17 protein-coding genes are annotated in these 17,576 nt (G+C 60.1%); 10 read left to right on the forward strand and 7 right to left on the reverse strand.

All coding sequences use genetic code 11. From position 1 onward, the window contains the following. Nucleotides 1-208 precede the first annotated feature (208 nt). Nucleotides 209-1,585, forward strand: coding sequence for a class II 3-deoxy-7-phosphoheptulonate synthase (locus tag ACIK7D_RS00065; protein WP_400155345.1), 1,377 nt, complete (start codon nucleotides 209-211; stop codon nucleotides 1,583-1,585). Between the two features lie 71 nt (nucleotides 1,586-1,656). On the opposite strand, the gene ACIK7D_RS00070 is transcribed toward ACIK7D_RS00065, so the two are convergent. The 6 genes from ACIK7D_RS00070 to ACIK7D_RS00095 all read right to left on the reverse strand — a co-directional run bounded on the left by ACIK7D_RS00070 (nucleotide 1,657) and on the right by ACIK7D_RS00095 (nucleotide 8,288). Then, a complete protein-coding gene (locus ACIK7D_RS00070) occupies nucleotides 1,657-3,396 on the reverse strand; it encodes a TadG family pilus assembly protein (protein WP_080816944.1) in 1,740 nt (579 codons plus the stop codon). Between the two features lies 1 nt (nucleotide 3,397). Continuing rightward, entirely contained in the window at nucleotides 3,398-3,820 is a 423-nt protein-coding gene (locus ACIK7D_RS00075; protein WP_078053032.1) for a TadE/TadG family type IV pilus assembly protein, read from the reverse strand. Nucleotides 3,821-3,957: 137 nt separating this feature from the next. After that, nucleotides 3,958-4,791 carry a DNA repair protein RadC gene (gene radC, locus ACIK7D_RS00080; RefSeq protein ID WP_400155346.1) on the reverse strand — a complete coding sequence of 278 codons (834 nt, stop codon included), beginning with the start codon at nucleotides 4,789-4,791 and terminating at the stop codon, nucleotides 3,958-3,960. Nucleotides 4,792-4,805: 14 nt separating this feature from the next. Beyond that, nucleotides 4,806-5,645, reverse strand: coding sequence for a type I methionyl aminopeptidase (gene map, locus ACIK7D_RS00085; protein ID WP_003524822.1), 840 nt, complete (start codon nucleotides 5,643-5,645; stop codon nucleotides 4,806-4,808). Between the two features lie 31 nt (nucleotides 5,646-5,676). Continuing rightward, complete coding sequence (gene sfsA, locus ACIK7D_RS00090; RefSeq protein ID WP_400155347.1) at nucleotides 5,677-6,396, reverse strand: DNA/RNA nuclease SfsA; 720 nt, start codon at nucleotides 6,394-6,396, stop codon at nucleotides 5,677-5,679. Nucleotides 6,397-6,428: 32 nt separating this feature from the next. After that, complete coding sequence (locus ACIK7D_RS00095; protein ID WP_400155348.1) at nucleotides 6,429-8,288, reverse strand: PHA/PHB synthase family protein; 1,860 nt, start codon at nucleotides 8,286-8,288, stop codon at nucleotides 6,429-6,431. A gap of 25 nt (nucleotides 8,289-8,313) precedes the next feature. Between ACIK7D_RS00095 and ACIK7D_RS00100 the strand changes: the two genes are divergently transcribed. Continuing rightward, nucleotides 8,314-8,853, forward strand: a complete 540-nt coding sequence (locus tag ACIK7D_RS00100) for a hypothetical protein (RefSeq protein ID WP_003524833.1) — start codon at nucleotides 8,314-8,316, stop codon at nucleotides 8,851-8,853. A 33-nt stretch (nucleotides 8,854-8,886) separates the two neighbouring features. After that, nucleotides 8,887-9,195 carry a hypothetical protein gene (locus ACIK7D_RS00105; protein WP_080816948.1) on the forward strand — a complete coding sequence of 103 codons (309 nt, stop codon included), beginning with the start codon at nucleotides 8,887-8,889 and terminating at the stop codon, nucleotides 9,193-9,195. Nucleotides 9,196-9,489: 294 nt separating this feature from the next. Here the strand turns inward: ACIK7D_RS00105 and fnrN are convergent, their stop codons facing one another. Then, nucleotides 9,490-10,215, reverse strand: coding sequence for a transcriptional regulator FnrN (gene fnrN, locus ACIK7D_RS00110; RefSeq protein WP_080816949.1), 726 nt, complete (start codon nucleotides 10,213-10,215; stop codon nucleotides 9,490-9,492). A 213-nt stretch (nucleotides 10,216-10,428) separates the two neighbouring features. Between fnrN and hemN the strand changes: the two genes are divergently transcribed. The 7 genes from hemN to ACIK7D_RS00145 all read left to right on the forward strand — a co-directional run bounded on the left by hemN (nucleotide 10,429) and on the right by ACIK7D_RS00145 (nucleotide 17,569). Beyond that, the gene (gene hemN, locus ACIK7D_RS00115) at nucleotides 10,429-11,778 is read left to right on the forward strand and encodes an oxygen-independent coproporphyrinogen III oxidase (RefSeq protein ID WP_080816950.1); all 1,350 of its coding nucleotides are present in this window, start codon (nucleotides 10,429-10,431) and stop codon (nucleotides 11,776-11,778) included. 114 nt (nucleotides 11,779-11,892) lie between these two features. Continuing rightward, the gene (locus tag ACIK7D_RS00120) at nucleotides 11,893-12,177 is read left to right on the forward strand and encodes an acyl carrier protein (RefSeq protein WP_003495848.1); all 285 of its coding nucleotides are present in this window, start codon (nucleotides 11,893-11,895) and stop codon (nucleotides 12,175-12,177) included. Nucleotides 12,178-12,265: 88 nt separating this feature from the next. After that, nucleotides 12,266-12,745: a 3-hydroxyacyl-ACP dehydratase FabZ family protein gene (locus ACIK7D_RS00125; RefSeq protein ID WP_020810293.1), complete on the forward strand. Its 480-nt coding sequence runs from the start codon at nucleotides 12,266-12,268 to the stop codon at nucleotides 12,743-12,745. A gap of 209 nt (nucleotides 12,746-12,954) precedes the next feature. Continuing rightward, nucleotides 12,955-14,151, forward strand: coding sequence for a beta-ketoacyl-ACP synthase (locus ACIK7D_RS00130; RefSeq protein WP_127755924.1), 1,197 nt, complete (start codon nucleotides 12,955-12,957; stop codon nucleotides 14,149-14,151). 11 nt (nucleotides 14,152-14,162) lie between these two features. Then, the gene (locus tag ACIK7D_RS00135; RefSeq protein WP_003524844.1) at nucleotides 14,163-15,446 is read left to right on the forward strand and encodes a beta-ketoacyl-ACP synthase; all 1,284 of its coding nucleotides are present in this window, start codon (nucleotides 14,163-14,165) and stop codon (nucleotides 15,444-15,446) included. Between the two features lie 159 nt (nucleotides 15,447-15,605). Beyond that, nucleotides 15,606-16,634, forward strand: a complete 1,029-nt coding sequence (locus ACIK7D_RS00140; protein ID WP_003524845.1) for a zinc-binding dehydrogenase — start codon at nucleotides 15,606-15,608, stop codon at nucleotides 16,632-16,634. A gap of 5 nt (nucleotides 16,635-16,639) precedes the next feature. After that, nucleotides 16,640-17,569: a lipid A biosynthesis lauroyl acyltransferase gene (locus tag ACIK7D_RS00145; protein WP_400155349.1), complete on the forward strand. Its 930-nt coding sequence runs from the start codon at nucleotides 16,640-16,642 to the stop codon at nucleotides 17,567-17,569. Nucleotides 17,570-17,576 lie beyond the last annotated feature (7 nt).

Here is a 17,576-nt window from a genome sequence, read left to right on the forward strand (position 1 = left end):
TGCCGCCCTTTGAAAGCGAAGTTTTCGAATGGCGGCGGGATTGTTAAATCGTTTGAATTGACTTTTGTGCGTCTGGAGCGCTCAAAACGGGCAGAATGAGCCGGATGGCTCAGGGATCGGCTATGCAAAGCCGATGCTTGGAGCTATAAGCCGCTCAATTTTTCGAGGCGGCCGCGCGACGTCGCGCGGGCGAGAAAAGGGTGAGAACATGGCACAGAATTGGACCCCCGGCAGCTGGCGGCAGAAACCGATCCAGCAGGTTCCCGAATATCCGGATGCGGCAGCGCTTGCGGCAACGGAAGCCACACTTGCGACTTATCCGCCCCTGGTCTTTGCCGGTGAGGCCCGCCGTCTGAAGAAGCAGCTCGCCAATGTGGCGGAAGGCAACGCCTTCCTGCTGCAGGGCGGCGATTGCGCCGAAAGCTTCGCCGAACATGGCGCGGACAATATCCGCGACTTCTTCCGCGCGTTCCTGCAGATGGCCGTTGTGCTCACCTATGGCGCGCAGCTGCCCGTCGTAAAGGTCGGCCGCATTGCCGGTCAGTTCGCCAAGCCGCGCTCTTCCAATGTGGAAGTGCTCGATGGCGTGACGCTGCCGTCTTACCGCGGTGACATCATCAACGGCATCGAATTCAACGAAGGTTCGCGCATACCGAGCCCGGAGCGCCAGCTCGACGCTTATCGCCAGTCGGCCGCGACGCTGAACCTGCTGCGCGCTTTCGCGATGGGTGGTTACGCCAACCTTGAAAACGTTCACCAGTGGATGCTCGGCTTCATCAAGGACAGCCCGCAGGCGGATCGCTACCGCAAGCTGGCCGACCGGATTTCCGAAACCATGGACTTCATGAAGGCGATCGGCATCAGCGCGGACAATAATCCGAGCCTGCGCGAAACCGATTTCTTCACCAGCCATGAGGCTCTGCTGCTTGGCTACGAAGAGGCGCTGACCCGCATCGATTCCACCTCCGGTGACTGGTACGCGACGTCCGGCCACATGATCTGGATCGGCGACCGCACGCGTCAGCTTGACCATGCGCATGTGGAATATTTCCGCGGCATCAAGAACCCGATCGGCCTGAAATGCGGTCCGTCGCTGACGCCCGACAATCTGATCGAGCTGATCGATGTGCTGAACCCGGCAAACGAGGCCGGTCGCCTGACGCTGATTTGCCGTTTCGGCCATGACAAGGTGGCGGACAGCCTGCCGAAGCTCATCCGCGCCGTCGAGAAGGAAGGCCGCAAGGTCGTCTGGTCCTGCGACCCGATGCATGGCAACACGATCACACTCAACCACTACAAGACGCGTCCTTTCGAGCGCATCCTGTCGGAAGTCGAAAGCTTCTTCCAGATCCACCGCGCCGAAGGCACGCATCCGGGCGGCATCCATATCGAGATGACCGGCAAGGACGTGACGGAATGCACGGGTGGCGCGCGCGCCGTGACGGCGGATTCGCTGTCCGACCGTTACCATACCCATTGCGATCCGCGCCTCAATGCCGATCAGGCGCTGGAACTGGCCTTCCTGCTGTCCGAGCGCATGAAGAGCGGCCGCGATGAGAAGCGTCTGGCAATCGCCAACGCGTGATATGAAGCCTTAAACGAAAAAAAAAGCCGCCGGGAGACCTTCCGGCGGCTTTTTTCATGCGCGGTGCTGAATTATTGCACCAGCGCCGGCTGCTGGCAGCGGACATCCGTGACCCGCACATCGGCTTCGCCGATCTTGACGCCGAGAACCAGAAGCACGTTGTAGAGCAGTTGATCGACCGGAGCGGTGACTGCCGCAAGCGTGTTGGCAAGCGCCGACTGAATGCCCGCCAGGCCTCCCAAATCCAGGTTGAGGAAGAGAAGCCTGATATCGAGATTGAGGTTCTTCAGCAGTGAACTGACAAGAGTGGTGACGGTGTCCTTGGTGGAGACACTCTTGATCTTGGCCTGGGTAATATCGGACTGCGTGAAGGTCAGCTTGGTCTTGGTCATATTGGTGGCATTGATGAGGGCGCTGCCATTGATGGCGAGCAGCGCCGAATCCACGATTGCGGCCTTGGTGACGCGCGGGTCCCTGCCGAAATTGGCAAAGGCCGTGGTGTCGACATTGCCAAGGGCGATTTCGACGACGCCGGGAACGACCTCGACATCGACGGTGCCCTGTCCGCCGCCCGTGCAACGAATATCGGCAAGCCGTGCTTCGGCATGGGCGACTTCCACATAAAGCGGGAGGTTGACCTTGAGGCCGGCAATGGCCTGAAGCCCGTCCACCACGACACTGACCGCAAGACGGGTCTGTGCGGTGCGCACCACGGTGCCTTGGCCGCCGACGGCGAGCGACGGTGTTTCGACCGGCGGTTCACCGATGGCGAGCGTTGCCTTGACCGAGGCGAGGCCGAGAAGATTGGCGTTGATATTAAGCCCCAGCTGGTTGCCGCCATTGCCCGCCACGGCGGCGGCATTGATGAGATCGAAGACGCCGGCGGTGACCTTGAGGTTTTCGCCCGTACCGATCAGCTTGTCCGAGAACGGACCGAGATTGAGTATCTCCTCCAGCTTGATCTTGACGTTGCTCTTGTTGACGGTTTTTTGCAGCGTATTCAAAATGTTGACGACCGCCGGCTGCAGCCCCGTGGTTTTCGTCAGCACGTCGAGGAATTTGCCGTAGCTGATTTCCGTCTTCAGAACATCCTTATAGGTGCCGGCGGTGAGGTTGAGATCGATGGCCAGCGCCTCGACGATCTTCAGCGCGTTGACATCGGCGGCGAGAAGCGCCTGATAATCCATGAGTTTCAATGAAACCGTGGTGCCGAGCAGACCGCCGAGCAGGCTGTTGAGAATTCCCTCATCGAGGCTGGCGAGGCGCGATCCCACCGAAAATGCCGCGATCCTTTGGGACGAGGCCGTTCCGACCGCCGAGACCTTTGGCGGCTTGGTGAAGGCGGAAGCGAAGAATATCTGGCCCTGTTCGACGATGTTCACCTTTATCGCATTGGTGGGCAGGGCGTTATCGACGAAACGCTGGCCGACCGGGACTGTCGCATCCGGCTCGTAGTGTCCCTTGATGACTTCGGCGTAACCCTTGCTGTTGGCGAATTCATTCAGCGGGTCGAAGGGTTGCAGGCCCTTTTCGGTCAAAAGTCCCTGGGCCGTCCTGACACCGAGATCCATGCCATTGAGGGCGAAATATTGCTGGACCGCCTTTTCGGCGTCCGTGGCGTTGGCTGCCGCCGATATGGCCGCGAGATCGGCGGTCTGCTGCAATTGCCGTTTCTGCAATGTCAGATAACCGTAATCGACGCCGAGCGCCAATATGCCGATGAAGAGCGGTGCGGTGAGCCCCGCCGAAATGGCGATGTTGCCCGTTTTATCCTTGAGGAAGCGGGGAAGCAGGGAATGAATATCTCGCATGTCATGCTCCTCCGATCCGGATGGTGGAAAAACGCCGGATGACCGGCTCGGGCAGGGTGTAGCTGTAGAGGCTCCAGATCGGCAGATCGCGAGCGTCATATTCGACCTTTACCGTGAACTGGTTGGCATTGGCGGGATCGGTGGCGACATTGACGGTGAAGCGGCTCTTGTCCATGAAGGCGTAGCTGAGGTCGCTTTTGGTGACGAAATCCCGGGCAAGCTGCTGGCGCTCGGTCGTGTTGAGGCCGGCAACCGCCGTCCGCGCCGCGTCGGCGGCGATCTGCTGCACCGAATAGGCCGCCATCAGATAAATGCCGTAGGCGATCATGGTGAGCAGGACGAGAAAGAATATCGGTGCGACGATGGCGAACTCGACAGCAGACGAGCCAGATCTATCGCGAAAGAAACGCACTCCATTAAACATAAAGCACCCCCGTTCCTTCAGGCATCAAGGTTCGATGCCTTGATTTATTATTTTCGGAAATGCTAATTTATAGGTGTTAATTTTGTGTTGATGCCGCTCCCATGGGTTGCAGCTCTTCTTAAGCTTTCGCGTCTACTTCAGATCAGCCGAAGGCCTTTGAAACTGGCGTGGCCGTCCTTGCCGATGATGATGTGGTCGTGGACGGTGATGCCGAGCGGCTTTGCCGTATCGACGATTGTCTTGGTCATCTCGATATCGGCGCGCGAAGGGGTCGGGTCTCCACTTGGATGATTATGAATTAAAATCAAGGCGGTAGATGAAAGTTCAAGGGCGCGGCGCACGACCTCGCGGGGGTAGACCGGCGTATGATCCACTGTTCCCTGACCCTGCACCTCATCGGCGATCAGGACGTTGCGCTTGTCGAGGAACAGGACGCGGAACTGTTCGCGCGTTTCATGGGCCATGGCGGCGTGGCAATAATCGATGACCGAGGACCAGGAGCCGAGCACCTGCTTGTTGCGGATTTCGCTTTTCAGCATGCGCTGGGAAACGGAGGCGACGAGCTTCAGATCGAGCGCCACGGTTTCGCCCACGCCCTTCACCTCCTGCAACAACGGCAAGGGCGCGCCGAGCACGCTGCCAAGCGTTCCGAAACGGGCAATGAGAGCCTTGGCGATGGGTTTGGTATCGCGCCTCGGGATCAGCCGGAAGAGAAGAAGCTCCAGCAATTCGTAATCGGCGAGCGCCGCGTCGCCGCCATCGCGATAACGCGCCCGCAGCCGGTCGCGATGTCCATGATAATGGGCGGCATCCGTTTCCTGTTCGACGATGGCTGCCGGCCTTTTCGCGCCGCTCCGCGATTCGGCGAAAAAACCGCGCTCATCCGCTCCGTTGAACAGATCGCCTTCGCCCGCCTGAAAGCCGGGAGTTGTGGAAAGATCGGCGGAAGGCGGGGCGGGGCGTTTTGCCATAGGCGGGTCTGGCCTTATGCGGGGGGAAGCGGCGGCAGGCCCGGACGGTCGAAGCCGCCGGGCGACAGTGTGAAGATTTCGCAGCCCGTGGCCGTGACGCCGACGGCATGTTCATATTGCGCGGAGAGCGACCGGTCGCGCGTTACCGCCGTCCAGCCGTCGGAAAGCACCTTCACATGCGGTTTGCCGAGATTGATCATCGGCTCGATGGTGAAGATCATGCCCTCGCGGATTTCCGGCCCTTCGTCCGGGCGGCCGTAATGCAGGATGTTCGGCGTGTCGTGGAACAGGCGTCCGACGCCATGGCCGCAGAAATCGCGCACGACGGAGCAGCGCTCCGCTTCCGCATAGGCCTGGATTGCCGCGCCGATTGCGCCGGTGCGTACACCGGGCTTCACCGCCGCGATGCCGCGTAGCAGGCATTCATAGGTCACTTCCATCAGCCGCTCGGCGGCGCGCTTGATCTGGCCGACCGGATACATGCGGCTCGAATCGCCATGCCAGCCATCCAGCACATAGGTCACGTCGATATTGACGATATCGCCATCGCGCAGCGGCTTTTCATCCGGAATGCCGTGGCAGACGACGTGGTTGATCGAGGTGCAGACGGATTTGGTATAACCGCGATAGTTCAGCGTCGCCGGCAGCGCGCCGTGGTCGGCGCCGAATTCGAAGACGAAACGGTCGATGGCGTCCGTCGTCACGCCCGGCTTGACGATTGCGGCGAGTTCATCGAGGCAGCGCGCCGTCAGCTGGCACGCCTTGCGCATCCCGTCGAAGTCCTCAGGGGTATAGAGGCGGATGACGCCGGTATTCTTGAGGGGGGCGGAGGCTGCGTCGATATAGGTGACCATCTTGGTGCTTTCTGTCTCTTTACGTCCCTGTTCATAAAACAGCCGGACGCCATTCGTCCATCTTAACCGTTCCGCTGACCGAAATTTGTGTCGGGGAAACCGCGCATTTCACCGCATAGGCCTCCACGCCGCGCGCCATCGCCCGCTGAAATGCCAGCGCATAGACGGGATCGAGATCGTCGCAGATGCGCATCCGGTCGCAATCGTCGCGCTGGATGAGATAGAGCATCACCGAACGGTAACCTGCTTCCGCAGCGTCACCCAGCTCCTCCAGATGTTTCGCGCCGCGTTTGGTGGCGGTATCGGGAAATTCGGCGAGGCCTTGTTCGCGCATGAAATGCACGTTCTTCACTTCCACGTAGGCATCCGGCCGGCCGGGTTGCGACAGCAGGAAATCGATGCGGGAATTGCGGCCATATTTCTGTTCGCGCCGGATCGTCGAATAGCCGCCGAGTTCGGGGATGCGGCCGGTGAGGATAGCCTCTTCCGCCAACCGGTTCGGCATGCCGGTATTGATGCCGACCGTGGTGCCATCGGCCTCGACCATTTCCAGCATGTGCCGGTACTTGCGGGTGGGGCTGTCATGTTCGGACAGCCATATGCGGGAGCCCGGTGTCGTGAGCCCGCGCATGGAGCCGGTATTGGGGCAGGAGCCGGTGATCGCGGTGCCGTCCTCCAGAACGGCGTCGAACAGGAAACGCTTGTAGCGGGAAATCAGCGTGGCGGGAGTAAGCGGGGGCGTGAAGAACATGTGGCCTGAAAGATGAGAAATGATGGGTGTGGTCAGGAGAGGACGTAGGTTCCCGGCGCATCGCCGAGCACGGGGCGCTTGCCGTCTTCCGGTTTTCGCGCCTTTACCTTTTCAGCGCTCTGGCTTTCGATCCAGTTCTGCCAGTGCACCCACCAGGAGCCCTTATGCGGCGTCGCAGTGGCCTGCCAGGCATCGAAGTCTCCGGCCGGTGACGATCCTGTCCAATATTGGTATTTTTCAAGCTGCGGCGGATTGACGACGCCGGCGATATGGCCGGAAGCGCCAAGCACAAATTCCACCGGCCCGCCGAACAGCGCGGCACCCGTGAAAACCGATTTCGCCGGCGCGATATGGTCGTCGCGGGTGGCGAGGTCATAGACCGGGATTTTGATGTCGCCGAGATTGATCCGCTTGCCGGCAACCCGCATCAGCCCGCGGGCGAGATTGTTCTCGAGGTAACAATTGCGCAGATAAAAGGAATGGCTGGCGGCCGTCACCCGGGTCGAATCGGAGTTCCAGTAGAGCAGGTCGAAGGGCAGGGGCTCGGTGCCGCGCAGGTAATTATCGACAACATAGGGCCAGATGAGATCGGAGGCGCGCAGCATGTTGAAGACGGTCGCCATGATCGAGCCGTCGAGATAACCGACCGCCTGCATGTGCTTGTCCAGCGCCGCAAGCTGGCCTTCGTCGATGAAGACCTTGAGATCGCCGGCATGGATGAAATCGGTCTGGGCGGCCAGCAGCGTGGCGCTGCGGATGCGCTCATCGCCTTGCTGCGCATGCAGCGCCAGCGCCGAGGATAAAAGCGTGCCACCGACGCAATAACCGATGGCGTTGATTTCCTTTTCGCCGGTTCGCTCCTCGATGGTATCCAGCGCAAAATCGATGCCTTCACGGACGTAATCATCCCAGCCCTTGTCGGCGAGGCGGGCATCCGGGTTGATCCAGGAGACCATGAAGACGCTGTGGCCCTGCTCGAGGCACCAGCCGACGAAGGATTTCTGCGGGTTGAGATCGAGAATGTAGAATTTGTTGATCCATGGCGGCACGATCAGCAAAGGCCGTTTGAAGGCCTTCTGCGTTGTCGGCGCATAATGGATGATTTCGCAGAGCGGGCTTTTCGCCACCACCTTGCCTTGCGTGACGGCGATATTCTGGCCGATGACGAATTTGCTGTAATCGGTCTGGCGCAGTTTCAGGTGGCCGTTGCCGGCCGCGACATCTTCCGCCAGCTGCGCCATGCCCTTGACGAGATTGGCGCCGCTGGAGGCGACCGTTTCGCGAAAGACCTGCGGATTGGTGAAGACGAAATTGGCCGGCGAAAGAGCCTCCGTCACCTGGCGCATGTAAAACAGCGCCTTGGTGCGGGTGTGTTCGTCCAGCCCCTCTGCCTCCGTCACCATCCGGTCGGCGAAACCGACGGTGGTCTGGTAGGCTTTCAGGAGAAAATCGAAGAACGGATTGGCCTGCCAGTCGGCATCGGCAAAACGCCTGCTCCTGCGTTCCGCAGGGCCGCTTTCGGCGGGTTTTTCCGGGGCCGAATCGGCATCGCCGGAAAACTGCGCCACCGATTTCGCCCAGAGATCGTAATAGCTGGAAAGCAGATGGGTCTGAGCCTCGAGCGAGCGCTTCGGTTCGGCCATCCAGTATTCGGCGACATCGGAGAGCGTCTTGACGAGATCGGTTACCGGATCGGCGCTGGTCTTAAGGATCTCACCGCGTTCGCGCGGGGCGAGCCATTCGGATGCGGCCTTGCCGAGATTTTCGAGCGCACGGGCGATATTGATCGCGAAGGTTTCCGGGTCGCGGATCAGGTAGGCCTCGGCGGAGCTGGCGTCGAAGCCGGGCGTTTTGCCGCCCTTTTTCTTGCCGCCACCGTCAACACCTGCCATGCACGATCCTCCACCAAATTTGTGTTTGCACATTCTGCATGAAAACGAATACAAGTTCCACCAGCAAGGGGAGGCCGCAAAGGGCCGAACCGTGGTCGAATTCGATATCGGCAGATATCCTTACAGGCGGAACATGACGATGGGCAAGCACATGGGCACATGGGGAACATATGCGGAAAATGCGGCAAGAATCGCTGTGCTTTCGCTCTCCGGCGCAATGCTCGCCGCCACACTTGCCGCCTGCAAGGCTCCGGAGCCGATCGTCGCGCCCGCCCATATGCGCCGCCCGACGGCCGAAATCGTCGGCCCGCGCCCGGTCAGCGACACTGCGGTGAGCCAGAAGCGCGACACCGGCACCTATCCGACCTTCTCGCAGCCGCTGACGGCCGCAGGCACCCAGATGGGCGAGGATGAGGCCTCCACCATGGAATCGAGCCTGTCCCGCCTCGGTGCGGCACGGCGCAACGGCCAGATATCGGAAGCGGAATACAAGCGCCGCGTGGCGGAGCTGCGGGCGCTTGCCGAAAACCAGAAGCCGGTTGCGACGCCTGCCGCCTCGCAATAAATCCCAAATCAATACATGCTATGGCCATCGCGTATGGCAGCTTTGGCGCTATATTTTGCGAAACCGGTTTTGATCGAAATGCGCAATCCAAAAGTGCTTTTAGTTTTTGTAGTTTTGTTGGGCGTTCTGCCTCTTGTCCTGCGCTTACTCGATATAGGGCCGTCGATCTTCCTCGGTATATCGATCTTTGCTCTGAACATTTTAGTTTGCTTGTGGGGTGCGGCCACGCGATATCGTTTAGGGTGGCTAAGTTACGGGGTCGCCTGCGTATTCGCTTTTGTACTGGCCGGCATGTCCAGCCCTCTCTCCCTTGTCCTGTTGCTGCTTGCAGCGAAAGCCTGATTTGCTTCGACGGCTCAGTCTTGCGGGAGGAGCGGCAATCATAACCCCTTCTTTACCCTGCCTCTGAACCTTCCGCTTACCCAAGATGTTAAGCGGATGGATGCGGTTTGCCGCTTATGATGCGGTCATAACAAACAGGCCGCTGAAAAAGCGGGGCACGGGGTGAAATATCATGAAATGCATCGCCGCTTTGCTGGTTCTTGCCGGTTTTGCGCTCGCACCCGCTCAGGCGCGGGCGCCGCACATCAATTTCGGGACGCCTGCACTTCAGGGGCAGTGAGAGGGAAAATTCCGTCAGTCGTTGCCGGCGGCGTCGCTCAGCACGTCGAGATCAGGCACGGTGATGTGGCGGTTGTTCTCGATGCGGATAATGCCTTCCTTGCGCAGCTTGGTCATTTGCCGGCTAACCGTTTCGATGGTGAGGCCGAGGAAATCGGCGATATCGGCGCGTGAAAGCGGCAGGTCAAAGCAGGATTTGTCGTCGTTTTCCGGATCGATATGGGTGGCGATCATGTAAAGGAAGCTGGCAACCTTTTCCTGCGCCGATTTGCGGCCCAGCGTCAGCATCCAGTCGCGCGCCTCGTCCAGTTCCTTCAGGGACTGGCTGTGGAGCTTGCGTTCCATATCGGGCACTTCGGAAACCATCCGGTCGACGACGCGGCGCGGGAAGAGACAAATTTCCACATCGGTTGCGGCTTCCGCCGTCATCTTGCTTTCCGCCATGAACGGGCGGCCGAGAAAGTCCGGTGCGAATTGCAGGCCGACGATCTGCTGGCGGCCATCCGACATCATTTTCGACAGCTTCACCACGCCGTTCAGGATATTGCCGTAGGAGGTGACGAGTTCGCCCTGGCCGAGAAGCTCGTTGCCGGCTTCCAGCTTTTTGCGGCTGGAATGGCGGTTGAGGTCGCAAAGCTGCTGCGGCGTCAGCGTGCTGCAAAGACCGCCGTGACGCGCCTCGCAGGAGCGGCAAACGACGGGCTCTTCCGAATTGTGGATGGTCTTCTGCAGCGTGTCCATAAGCCTTTTCCAATGCTGGCTTTTTCGGGACGATTACGACCGTGGGTGTCAAATCCGGTCTCATGCAAGGCTTTCGCCACGTAGCCGTCGCCCCTGCGTCTACTTTAGCAAGAACTTACGGTGCAATTTGATTGAAGTCAAAGTTGCAAACTGTCGCAGCCGTTACTGAAAGAGAGGAAATCGACATTTTCTTGATAAAAGGCAAATCGGGCGATGAATACCGAACTTCTTCACAAATATTCGGGTGCAGTGCCGCGTTACACGAGCTATCCGACCGCGCCGCATTTCCACGAGGGAATCGATAATGGCGCCTATCGCCGCTGGCTCGGCGCGCTCGGTCACAGGAATCGCCTGTCGCTTTATCTGCATATTCCCTATTGCGACCGGCTTTGCTGGTTTTGTGCCTGCCACACCAAGCACACCCTGAAATACGAGCCGATTGCCGTTTATCTTGAAGCACTTAAGCGGGAGATAGAAGCCGTCGGCGCACTTGTTTCGCCGGATGCGGTGGTGAGCGCCGTGCATTTCGGCGGCGGTTCGCCCACCATGCTGAAGCCGGAGGACATGCAGAGCCTGATGGACTGTCTGCGGCGTCATTTCACCTTCGGCCTCGCACCCGAGATCAGCGTCGAGATGGATCCCAACGATCTGGATGACAGCCGCTACGATGCGCTTGCCGCCATCGGCATGTCGCGGGCGAGCCTCGGGGTTCAGGACTTCGATGACAAAGTGCAAAAAACCATCAACCGTATCCAGTCCTTCGAACAGACGAAATCCGTGGTGGATGCGGTGCGGGCGAGGGGCGTTCACTCGGTCAATTGCGACATTCTTTATGGGTTGCCGTTCCAGACCTGCGGGACATTGGAAAAGACGGTGAACCAGATCGTGTCGCTCGACCCCGATCGCATCGCGCTTTTCGGTTATGCGCATGTTCCGTGGATGAAAAAACACCAGTCGCTGATCCCGGAGCACGCCCTGCCGGATATTGCCGAGCGCTACCGCCAGATGACAATGGCGGCGGAGATGCTGAAACAGGCGGGTTACGAGGCCATCGGCATCGATCATTTCGCCAAGCCGACCGATACATTATGTCAGGCCGCCGAAGCCGGCGCCCTGCGGAGGAATTTTCAGGGCTATACGACCGACACGGCCGATGCGTTGATCGGGCTTGGCGCATCATCCATCGGCAGGCTGCCGCAGGGTTATGTGCAGAACATGGTGGCGACGGGGGAATATCAGCGGATGGTGGGCGAGGGCGGTCTTGCCGCCGTCAAGGGCATAGAGCTGTCTGAGGACGATCATCTGCGCTCGCATGTCATCGAAAGGCTGATGTGCGATTTCGCTATCGATCTTTCGCAGTTGCAGCACCGTTTCGGCAAGGTGAGCCATTCCCTGAGAGCCCAGGCGCAGCATTTTGCCGCAAGCGACAGGGATGGCGTGGTGCGGATGGACGCCGATATTTTTGCGGTGACGGAGGCTGGAAAGCCCTTCGTGCGTAATATCGCGGCAATCTTCGACGCTTATCTCGGCAATGGACGCGGCCGTCATTCGGTTGCTGTTTAGGCAACAGTTTTGGGGCAAATTTCAAAGTTACGTCACGAAACCATTGGCTTTTTTGTGCGACTTGCCTATGTGGTGCGTCAGACAGGATAATTCATACGAACGACAATAAGGATTATGGGCGTGACAGCTACATTCGACAAGGTTGCCGACATTATCGCCGAAACCAGCGAAATCGACCGCGAAACCATTACGCCGGAGAGCCACACGATCGACGATCTGGGCATCGACAGCCTCGACTTTCTTGATATCGTTTTCGCGATCGACAAGGAATTCGGCATCAAGATTCCGCTCGAGCAGTGGACGCAGGAAGTCAACGAAGGCAAGGTTTCCACCGAAGAATATTTCGTGTTGAAGAACCTTTGCGCCAAGATCGACGAATTGCGCGCAGCCAAGGGCTGATGTGACAATGCCCGCTTGCAGCGGGCATTTTCTTTTGATGCCGCCTGCGGGCAAACCATGACTAACCGACCAGAGACGGGCCGGACGGATGCTGCTTGAATATTTTCAGATGATCGACAAGGTCGAGGCCGTGGACATGACGACGCGCACGTTGAAGGCGCAGTCTGTCGTTCCCGATAAAAGCCCGGTTTTCGAAGGCCACTTTCCCGGCATGCCGCTCGTTCCGGGCGTGCTTCTGATCGAGACCATGGCGCAGGCTTCCGGCATGCTGGTTCTGGCGTTTTCCGATTTTGCGTCCATGCCGTTCCTGATGTCGGTCGACGGCGCCAAGATGCGTACCTTCGTGGAGCCGGGCGCTGTTCTCGACATCGAGGCGGTGCTGGAGCATGACGGCTCCGGCTTTGCCGTTACCAAGGCGAAGATCACCTCGGATGGCAAGAAGGTCTGCGACGCGCAGCTTAAGCTCAGGACCATGCCCTTCAGCGAAATTCCGCTCGGGCCTATCGTCAAGAAGCGGGCGGAAGAAGTCGGCCTGATGGCGGCGATTGCCGCGGATGCGCAGAAATAAGCTTTTCCTTCCGTTTCGAAGGAGAGCGTTTTTCCCGCCGGCCCGGTTTTTGAGCACGAAAATCGTGGGCTCGCGACGGCGGATCAGGCCTTCACCATTGCCAATCCGCATCGCGCGCTTTATTCCGCAACGCATGAAGTGGTTGTTCGCGACCGCTGTTGGATAGCCGTGACCGTTTCGACGGGGCCGGCTGCAAAGGATGACAGACGATGAAATCTGACAATGATGTGGTGATAACAGGGGTCGGCATCGTGACCTGTCACGGCGTCGGCAGCCAGGCGCATGTGGCGCTTCTTTCCGGAACCGCCGTGCCGGAGCCGGTGGTCGAGACCGAAAAGTTCAAGCCCTATCCGGTCCATCCCATGCCGGAGATCGACTGGTCCGCGCAGATCGCCAAGCGCGGCGACCAGCGCCAGATGGAAAACTGGCAGCGCCTCGGCGTTTTCGCCGCCGGTCTCGCACTCGACGATGCCGGACTGAAGGAAGATGCCGAGGCCTGCGCCACCATGGACATGATCGTTGCCGCCGGCGGCGGCGAGCGCGACATCAATGTCGATACGCTGATCGTCGACGAGGCGCTGAAGCGCAATGACCGCGAAAAGTTGCTCAACGAGAAGCTGACGACGGAACTGCGCCCGACGCTGTTTCTCGCCCAGCTTTCCAACCTGATGGCCGGCAATATCTCCATCGTGCACAAGGTCACCGGATCTTCCCGCACCTTCATGGGCGAGGAAGCGGCCGGCATTTCCGCCGTCGAAACCGCGTTCCACCGCATCCGCTCCGGCGAATCGAGCCATGCGCTGGTGGGCGGCGCTTTCTCGGCGGAACGTCCCGACATGATCCTGCTGTTTGAGGCCATCGGCGCACATGCGCAGGGCGGCTGGCAGCCGCTGTGGTCGCGCGAAGGCCAGGACGGCGGCGGCATGGTTTCCGGTTCGCTCGGCGCATTCCTGGTGCTGGAATCGCGCAGGCACGCCAGCGAGCGCGGCGCGCGCATTTATGCCCGCATCGACGCCATCGAGGGCGACCGCGGCAGCCGTGACGAAGGCAAGATGGAAAAGCGCATGGAGCGGCTGCTTGCCCCCGCCAAGGACAGTGCGGCGACCGTCGTATTTTCCGGCGCGAGCGGTTATGACGGCGTGACGGCCCGCGAGAAGGACATTCTCGAAAAGGCCCTGCCGAATGCCGTCATTCGCGGTTTTGGCGGTGTCACCGGCCACGGGCTGGAAGCACAGTTTCCGCTCGGACTGGCGCTTGCCGCGCTGACGCTTGAAAGCGGCGCGAAGGTGCCTACCTTCGATGCGGGCCAGGAAAAGCCCATGGGCGAGGCGGCCAGCGAAGCCGTCGTCACCACCGTCGGCCATGTGCGCGGCGAAGGTGTCGCCGTTCTGTCCCGCGACGTTTGAGGAGAAAGACCATGACTTCCAATTTCAGGGATCATCTCGGTCGTCCCATCGTCGCCGTCACCGGCATGGGCATCATCACTTCGCTCGGGCAGGGGCTTGCCGATAACTGGGCGGCGCTGACATCGGGCAAATCGGGCATCCACAAGATCACCCGTTTTCCGACCGAGGGGCTTTCGACCCGCATCAGTGGCACGGTGGATTTCATCGATATCCCGGTTCCGAATTCCGTCGAGCGTTCCTATGCCTTCGCGCGCGAAACCACCATCGAGGCGCTGGCGCAGGCCGGTATCTCCGGCGATTTCGACGGCCCGCTGTTTCTCGCAGCACCGCCTATCGAACCGGAATGGAGCGCCCGTTTCGAGCTTGCCGACCGATCTCCGCCGGCCGCCCAGCCGGGCGATGCTTATGAGCGGTTCCTGACGGCCTTCCGCCAGCGTCCCGATCCGGCGTTCCAGGAAGCCGCCCTGTTCGGTGCGATTTCCGAGCGTCTTTCCGACCGTTTCGGCACACGCGGCCTGCCGGTCACGCTTTCCACCGCCTGTGCATCTGGTGCGACCGCGATCCAGCTCGGTGTCGAGGCGATCCGCCAGGGCCGCACCGAGCGGGCGCTGACGGTTGCGACCGACGGTTCGGTCAGTGCCGAGGCGCTCATTCGCTTCTCGCTTCTCTCCGCGCTTTCGACCCAGAACGACCCGCCGGAAAAGGCCTCCAAGCCGTTCAGCAAGGACCGCGACGGTTTCGTGATCGCCGAAGGTGCAGCGACGCTGGTGCTGGAATCGCTCGAAGCTGCGGTTGCACGCGGTGCGAAGGTCCTGGGCATCATCAAGGGTGCTGGCGAGAAGGCCGACAGCTTCCACCGCACGCGGTCTTCGCCCGATGGCGGCCCGGCGATTGCGACGATCCGCGCGGCGCTGGCCGATGCGGGCGTGGCCGAAAGCGATATCGGTTACATCAACGCCCATGGCACTTCGACGCCTGAGAACGACAAGATGGAATATGGCTCCATGCTCGCCGTCTTCGGCGAGGGCCTGAAGGATATTCCGCTATCGTCCAACAAGTCGATGATCGGTCACACCCTGACCGCAGCAGGCGCCGTGGAAGCGGTGTTCTCGCTGCAGACCATGCTGACCGGCACGCTGCCGCCGACGATCAACTACAACAATCCCGATCCGACCATCACGCTCGACGTGGTGCCGAATGTAAAGCGGGATGCTCAGGTGAGCGCGGTTCTGTCCAACTCCTTCGGGTTCGGCGGGCAGAATGCAAGCCTTGTCATGACGCGGGAACCGGCTTAACCGGTTTCGCCATCAACAGGAGCGTTTCCGCGGCAATTGCGGAAACGCTCTCGCTTCTTTGATTACGCATTCCGGCCGCAAAACCGTTACAGAGGTTTGCTGGAATAGCTTTTTAGATAAACGCCCCCAGATAAACGCCCCTGGGCGAAGGACTGATATATGCGCGCTCTTCAACTCGTGGACGACCGGAAGCTCGAAAAAGTGGACCTGCCCGAACCGGATGCTCCGGCGCCGGGCGAGGTGACGCTGCGCGTCAAGGCCGTTGCGCTGAACCATATCGACGTATGGGGCTGGCGCGGCATGGCTTTTGCCAAGCGCAAGATGCCGCTGACCATCGGTGCCGAGGCCTCGGGCGTGGTTGAAGCCATCGGTCCGGGCGTTTCGAATGTGCTGCCCGGCCAGCTCGTTTCGATCTACGGTGCGCGCACCTGCGGGCTGTGCAAGCCGTGTCGCGAAGGCCGTGACAATCTGTGCGAACACGTTCAGGGCGTGCATGGTTTTCACCTCGACGGTTTCGCTCAGGAAAAGATCAATATTCCCGCCCGCCAGCTGGTGCCCGCGCCGCATGGCATTGACGCCGTTGCTGCGGCTCTCGCACCGGTGACCTTCGGCACGGTCGAGCACATGCTGTTCGACAATGCCAAGCTGGAGCCGGGCGAAACCATCCTCATCCATGCCGGCGGTTCCGGCATCGGCACGGCGGCGATCCAGCTTGCCAAGAAGATGGGCTGCACCGTCATCACGACAGTGGGTTCCGATGACAAGATCGAGCGGGCCAAAGCGCTGGGCGCCGACCATGTCATCAACTATCGGACCGACCGTTTCGAAGGCGTCGTGCGCAAGCTGACGAAAAAGAAGGGCGTCGACGTGGTGTTCGAACATGTCGGCAAGGACACCTTCGTCGCCTCGATGTTCTCGCTGAAGCGCGGCGGCCGTCTCGTCACCTGCGGTTCCACGTCGGGCGTTTCCACCGAAATCAACCTGATGATGCTGTTCCAGCAGCAGCTGAAACTGCTTGGCTCCTTCGGCTGCCGTATGGAAAACATGGCCAACGCCATGCAGAAGATGGCGCGCGGCATCGTTCATCCCGTCATCGACACCGAAGTGACCTTCGACGATATCGACCGGGCGCTGGAGCGCATGGAGACGCGTCAGGTGTTCGGCAAGATCGTTTTGCGGATGGACTGAACATCTTGAAGCTGTTCCTGACACGGATTGTCCTGAAACTGGACCACTTCCGGCAGTGGCTGATTGCGACATTCGCCTTCGGCCTTCTCAACCTGCTGAAGCTTTTTCCCGCCGATGCGGGCATTCGAGCCGCCGACCGGCTGGCACGCTGGGTGGGGCCGAAAACCGGCCGCCACAAGCTGATGCTCCATAATCTGGCGCGTGCCTTTCCGGAGAAATCCGAGGAGGAGCGGCTTGAGATCGCCATGGATAGCTGGGCCAATATGGGCCGGCTTGCGGCGGAATATGTGTTTCTCGACCGGCTGTTCGATTTCGATCCGGAGAAGAACGAGCCCGGCCGCATTCAGGTCGAGGGTATTCCGACCTTTCTGGAACTGCGCGACAATCCGCGGCCCTTCATCGTCTTCACCGCCCATAGCGGTAATTTCGAGTTGCTGCCGGTGGCCAGTTCTGCCTTCGGTCTTGATGTGACCGTGTTGTTCCGTCCGCCGAACAATCCCTTCGTGGCCGACAAGGTGTTCAATTTCCGCAAGGAGCGCATGGGCAATCTCGTGCCGTCGCACGCCGGTTCCTCCTTTGCGCTTGCGCGGCAGCTGGAAAAGGGCGGCGGTGTCGGCGTGCTCGTCGATCAGAAGTTCGGCAAGGGTCTGACGACGAAGTTCTTCGGCCTTGAAGTCCGCACCAATCCGCTGCTTGCCAAGCTGGTGCGGCAGTTCAACTGCGATGTTTATCCCGCCCGTTGCGTGCGTCTTCCCGACAATCGTTACAGGCTGGAAATAGAGCCCAGGGTTGAAATTCCGCGCGATGAGAAGGGCAATGTCGACATTCAGGCGACGGCGCAGCTTCTGAACGACAAGGTGGAAAGCTGGGTGCGCGAATACCCGGGACAATGGCTGTGGTATCACGACCGCTGGGACGTGAAGCACCAGATTTGAGGTGACT

It is taken from the genome of Agrobacterium sp. P15N1-A, assembly GCF_044626815.1.
Taxonomy (GTDB): Bacteria; Pseudomonadota; Alphaproteobacteria; order Rhizobiales; family Rhizobiaceae; genus Agrobacterium; species Agrobacterium leguminum.

Excerpts from the sequence above, each read along its gene's own strand:
- ACIK7D_RS00065 (WP_400155345.1), top strand. The coding sequence starts at position 209 with ATGGCACAGAATTGGACCCCCGGCAGCTGGCGGCAGAAACCGATCCAG.
- ACIK7D_RS00070 (WP_080816944.1), bottom strand. The coding sequence starts at position 3,396 with ATGCGAGATATTCATTCCCTGCTTCCCCGCTTCCTCAAGGATAAAACG.
- ACIK7D_RS00075 (WP_078053032.1), bottom strand. The coding sequence starts at position 3,820 with ATGTTTAATGGAGTGCGTTTCTTTCGCGATAGATCTGGCTCGTCTGCT.
- radC (WP_400155346.1), bottom strand. The coding sequence starts at position 4,791 with ATGGCAAAACGCCCCGCCCCGCCTTCCGCCGATCTTTCCACAACTCCC.
- map (WP_003524822.1), bottom strand. The coding sequence starts at position 5,645 with ATGGTCACCTATATCGACGCAGCCTCCGCCCCCCTCAAGAATACCGGC.
- sfsA (WP_400155347.1), bottom strand. The coding sequence starts at position 6,396 with ATGTTCTTCACGCCCCCGCTTACTCCCGCCACGCTGATTTCCCGCTAC.
- ACIK7D_RS00095 (WP_400155348.1), bottom strand. The coding sequence starts at position 8,288 with ATGGCAGGTGTTGACGGTGGCGGCAAGAAAAAGGGCGGCAAAACGCCC.
- ACIK7D_RS00105 (WP_080816948.1), top strand. The coding sequence starts at position 8,887 with ATGGCAGCTTTGGCGCTATATTTTGCGAAACCGGTTTTGATCGAAATG.
- fnrN (WP_080816949.1), bottom strand. The coding sequence starts at position 10,215 with ATGGACACGCTGCAGAAGACCATCCACAATTCGGAAGAGCCCGTCGTT.
- hemN (WP_080816950.1), top strand. The coding sequence starts at position 10,429 with ATGAATACCGAACTTCTTCACAAATATTCGGGTGCAGTGCCGCGTTAC.
- ACIK7D_RS00120 (WP_003495848.1), top strand. The coding sequence starts at position 11,893 with ATGGGCGTGACAGCTACATTCGACAAGGTTGCCGACATTATCGCCGAA.
- ACIK7D_RS00125 (WP_020810293.1), top strand. The coding sequence starts at position 12,266 with ATGCTGCTTGAATATTTTCAGATGATCGACAAGGTCGAGGCCGTGGAC.
- ACIK7D_RS00130 (WP_127755924.1), top strand. The coding sequence starts at position 12,955 with ATGAAATCTGACAATGATGTGGTGATAACAGGGGTCGGCATCGTGACC.
- ACIK7D_RS00135 (WP_003524844.1), top strand. The coding sequence starts at position 14,163 with ATGACTTCCAATTTCAGGGATCATCTCGGTCGTCCCATCGTCGCCGTC.
- ACIK7D_RS00140 (WP_003524845.1), top strand. The coding sequence starts at position 15,606 with ATGCGCGCTCTTCAACTCGTGGACGACCGGAAGCTCGAAAAAGTGGAC.